General features: G+C 71.6%; 2 protein-coding genes and 1 pseudogene. 2 read left to right on the top strand and 1 reads right to left on the bottom strand.

The features are described from left to right. Positions 1 to 241: 241 nt before the first annotated feature. Positions 242 to 1,213: a GNAT family N-acetyltransferase gene (locus SACSA_RS0108110; RefSeq protein WP_019814930.1), complete on the bottom strand. Its 972-nt coding sequence runs from the start codon at positions 1,211 to 1,213 to the stop codon at positions 242 to 244. A gap of 240 nt (positions 1,214 to 1,453) precedes the next feature. Here SACSA_RS0108110 and SACSA_RS0108105 point away from each other — a divergent pair, with 240 nt between their 5' ends. Together SACSA_RS0108105 and SACSA_RS26700 are read left to right on the top strand one after the other, a co-directional pair. Further along, positions 1,454 to 4,090, top strand: a complete 2,637-nt coding sequence (locus SACSA_RS0108105; RefSeq protein ID WP_019814928.1) for a putative bifunctional diguanylate cyclase/phosphodiesterase — start codon at positions 1,454 to 1,456, stop codon at positions 4,088 to 4,090. Between the two features lie 187 nt (positions 4,091 to 4,277). Then, positions 4,278 to 4,357: pseudogene (locus SACSA_RS26700) on the top strand (acyltransferase); the annotation flags it as partial.

The raw sequence follows: 4,357 nt of genomic DNA, 5'->3' as shown, positions 1-4,357 counted from the left end.
ACCGGATGCCCGGCGCGGCGCCGCCCACGGGCGCGGCCTCGCGCTCGGCGGCCTCGACCGCGGCGCGGTCCTCGTCAGAGGCCAGTTCGAAGGGCACCGTCATGCCCGGCAGCACGACCTCCTCGTCGAGCACGAGCACGGGACGTCGTTGCGTTGATGTCATCACTACGCTCCCGTCTGTTGAGTGCATCAGACTCAACCTTCGGCAGCGGAGGTTTGTTTCCCTGTTCGCCGGAGGCGATCAGCGCGCGGGCGTCCGGTACCAGGACGTCCACAGCGGCCGATAACCCTGGGCGTACCAGAACGGCGTCGACCGCGGGTTGGCCAGCGCGTGGTGCAGCAGGACCACGTCGACACCGGCCTCGGTGAACAACTGGTGGGCGTGGTCGGCAAGCGCGGTGCCGACACCCGTACCGCGCGAGGCCTCGGCGATGTTGAGCGAGGGCAGGTAGCCGACCCGGTCGGAGGCCACCGCACCGGCGATCCAGTCCGACTCCGGCGGGAGCTGGATGTGCACCAGGCCCAGCGGCGTGCCGTACAACTCGGCGATCCACAGGGAGGGCACCGGCGTGTCCCGGGCGAGCAACTCGCGGGTCCGTTCGGTGATCAGGTCCCGCGCGCCCGGCCGGAACGCGGTGGCGCCGAACCCCGTGTCGTACTGCCGCAGCTCCAGTTGCAGGCGCACGGCGGTGTCGAGATCAGCGGGGACGGCATGGCGGATCCGCACACCCGGCACCGCGGGCGGCCCGCCCGTGTGACGCGCGGCGGGACGCACGGCCAGTACCCGCACCGGGGCGAACCCGTGCCGCAGCAGCGCGTCGGTGCCCGCCCCGTCGCGGCTCGGACGCGTCAGCACGGCGGCGGTGTCGAGTTCGTCGGTGTCGTACCCGTCGGTGCCACCGGTGCCTTCGGGGCCCTGCCGGCCGGTGCCGTGCCCGTCGGCGAGCAGCGTCTCCCAACGGTCCAGCAGCGCGTGCAGCGCCGCGCCCGGGTCGTCGCCCGCCAGCCGGACGTCGAGCCGGTACTCGCACAGGGGGCGCCACAGCGCCGCCTCCGAGTCCGGATCGACCACCGATCGCGTGGCCAGTGCGGCACCGTCCGGGACGCGCAGGCGCGTTCCGGACTCGCCGTCCCACGCGGCGGGCGGCGCCAGGAGCGGGTCGAGCGTGCTCAGCCGCTTGGCGTGCTCGGTCGTGACGGTCTCCGTGTCCATCCCGCCAATCTAACGGAGAAATATGACCTAAATCACCCGGGATCGACTACCATCGGCGATCGTCGTGGTCGACGAGGGTCACTCGCTTCGCGGTTCGTGGGTCACTCCGCGCGGGCCTTATTCACGCTGTGGTGATCACATCACCGCAGAGCGAGAGCTTGATACGCCCTCCGGGGGTAAAGTGTCTCCTCGTCGCGAGTCGGTTCCGACAGGCGCACGTGGGTCACGCAAGGAGGTTGCATGCCGAACGCACGCGGCGACTCCGTGGAGGCCGGCACCGCCGCGGACGACCCACCGGATCGGGGCGAGGGGCACGTCTCGGCGGAAACGCGCGCGGACGAACGCCGCTTCCGCCTCTACACCATGGCCGTCCTCACGGTCGGGCTTCTGGCGGCCGGTGCCGTGTCCCGCTGGCTGCCTTTCGAGGGTTCGGTCCACCTGTGGTGGATCGGACCGCTGCTCGCCGTCGCCTTCCTCGGCGCCGAGCAGCTCGGCGTCAACGTCGACGTGCGCAGCGGCATCTCGTGGACCATCTCGTTCACCGAGATCCCCCTTGTCATCGGCCTGCTCGTGGCCCCGTTCGAGGTCGTGCTCGCCGCGCACGTCGTCGCGGGCGTGACCACCCTTCTCGCGCGGCGGGTCACCGGCCGCGTGCTCTACAACGCGGGCGCGTTCCTGCTGGAGGTCACCAGCGCGTTCGCCGTGGCGGGCCTCGTGCGCGACATGCTCGGCGGCGCCGGGCAGATGCCGTGGATGGCCGCGCTCGCCGGCACCCTGACCGCACCGCTGGCGAGCACCATGCTCGCCATGGCGGCCGTGCGCGTGCTGCGCCGCAGGATGCGCGTCAACACGGTGCTGCGGCTGGCGGGTCGCATCCTTGTCGTCGGCTTCGTCAACGCCTCCGTGGGGCTCACCGGCTATCTTGTGATTTCCACCACTCCAGAGGCGTGGCCGATCGTGCTCGCGGTGACGCTCGGGCTCGCCGCGCTGTACTGGGCCTACTCGGACCTGCTGCGCGAACAGCGCGACATGGAGGCGCTCACCGACGTCAGCCTGATGGTGGCCCGCTCGGGGCAGCAGGCCGCCGCGCGCCCGGCGAGCCGCGCCGACGACTTCGGAGCCGAGCACGACGTCGACGAGTGGACCACTATCGCCGAGCGGATCCGGGACCAGCTCGCCGCGGCGCGCATCGTGCTGCGCCTGCGGTTCGATCCGGACGAACCCATGCGCACCGTCGTCGTGGGTGACGAACTCCCCGGCGGAGTCCTGCCGCCCGAGGACCCATTGCTGCGTCTGCGCGGCTCGCACGTGCGGCATCTGCGCCTGACCGAGGCCAACCCGGACGTGCGCACCGCCCTGCTCGACCGCGGCGCGCACGAGGCGCTGGCCGTGCCCCTGCGCAGCGCGAGCCGGCTGCTCGGCGTGCTGGAGGCCCACGACCGGCTCTCCCGGTGGCGCGGGTTCGGCAAGTACGACGTGCAGCTGCTCGGCACGATGGCCAGCCACCTGGCCACCGCGCTGGACAACCGCAGACTGCTGGCGACCCTGCGACACGACGCCTACCACGACCCGCTCACCGGCCTGCTGAACCGTCCGGGCTTCCGGCAGGTGGCCACCGAGCCGCTCCGCGAGAACGAGCACTCGGCGGTGCTGCGGGTCGATCTGGACGTGCTCTCCACGGTCAGCGACGCGCTCGGCTACACCTGGGCCGACCGGATGCTGCGGGCCGCGGGCAGGAGGATGCGGGACACGTTGGGCCACGAGGTTCCGCTGGCCCGGCTCGAGGGCGCGTCCTTCGCGGCCCTGCTGGTCGACTTCACCCCGGAGGACGTGCACGCGACGGCCGAGCGCCTGCGCACCCACCTGTCGGCCCCGTACCCGGTGGACCGGCTGACGGTCGAGGCCAACGCCGTCGTCGGGTACGCGGCGACCACGGCACGGGAGAACGCCGACGGCGTCGACGTGGACAGCTTTCTCCAGCGCGCCGACATGGCCGTGCGCGCCACCCGCAGCGGCGAGGAGGTCCGCGCCTACGTGCCCAGCATGGGCCAGATGTTCCTGCGCCGGTTCCAGATGGTCACCCAGTTCCGCCAGGCCATCGAGGAGGGGCAGGTCACGGTCCACTACCAGCCGAAGGTGGCCCTGCCCGGCAAGCAGGTACTGGGCGTCGAGGCGCTGGTGCGCTGGCAGCACCCGGAGTTCGGGCGGGTCAACCCGGACGAGTTCGTACCCGCCGTGGAAGCGGCCGGACTGATCGGGGTGCTGACCTCGTTCGTCCTCGACACGGCGCTGGACCGGGTCCGGCGCTGGCAGGACGAGGGCCTGCGCATCGCGGTGGCGGTGAACCTGTCGGTGCGCAACCTCGCCGACACCGAGTTCCCTGATCAGGTCGCGGCCTCCCTCGAGCGCTTCGGCGTGCCCGGCGAGCTGCTGACGCTGGAGCTGACCGAGTCCGGCGTGATGTCCGACCCCGAGCGCGCCCTTCCGGTCCTGCGCCGCCTGCACGACCTCGGCATCGAGCTGGCCGTCGACGACTTCGGCACCGGGTACTCGTCGCTGGCCTACCTGCGCCAGCTCCCCGTGGACCAGGTCAAGATCGACAAGAGCTTCGTGTTCGGCATGGGCACCGACCTCGGCGACCTGGCCCTGGTGCGCTCGATCGTCGAGCTGGGTCACTCGCTAGGGCTGACCGTCGTGGCCGAAGGGGTCGAGGAGGACGTGGCACGCGACCAGCTCGAGGCGATGGGCTGCGACGTGGCGCAGGGCTATTTGATCTCGCGTCCCCTGTCCGAGGAACGACTCCAGGCGTGGCTCCAAGCGCGCACCGTGCGTTCGCTCGATCCCGGGTCCGAGGCCGTGCTGACCCTGCTGACCTGAGGTGCGGGCGCGGACCGGCCCCGAAGGGACCCCCGGTGTCCGGCGGTGTGGACGGCTGCTGTAGTCTTTCGGACAGCTCGTTGAGAGCACGCCCCTTTAGCTCAGTCGGCAGAGCGTCTCCATCCAAGTTCAGCCTGCCGACGATGCCGGTCGAGGACTACCCCCAGCTCCCCGCTCAGCCGGATCTGGCATCGTCAAGGCGCCCGTGCGGATCGGCCCGGACACGTGGGTCGGCACGAAGGTCTCGGTGTTGCGGGGCACGCGCGT

Origin of the sequence: Saccharomonospora saliphila YIM 90502, assembly GCF_000383795.1 — a bacterium.
Taxonomy (GTDB): domain Bacteria; phylum Actinomycetota; class Actinomycetes; order Mycobacteriales; family Pseudonocardiaceae; genus Saccharomonospora; species Saccharomonospora saliphila.
Note: the sequence above shows the minus strand (reverse complement) of the source record. Positions and strands in the feature narration are given on the sequence as shown.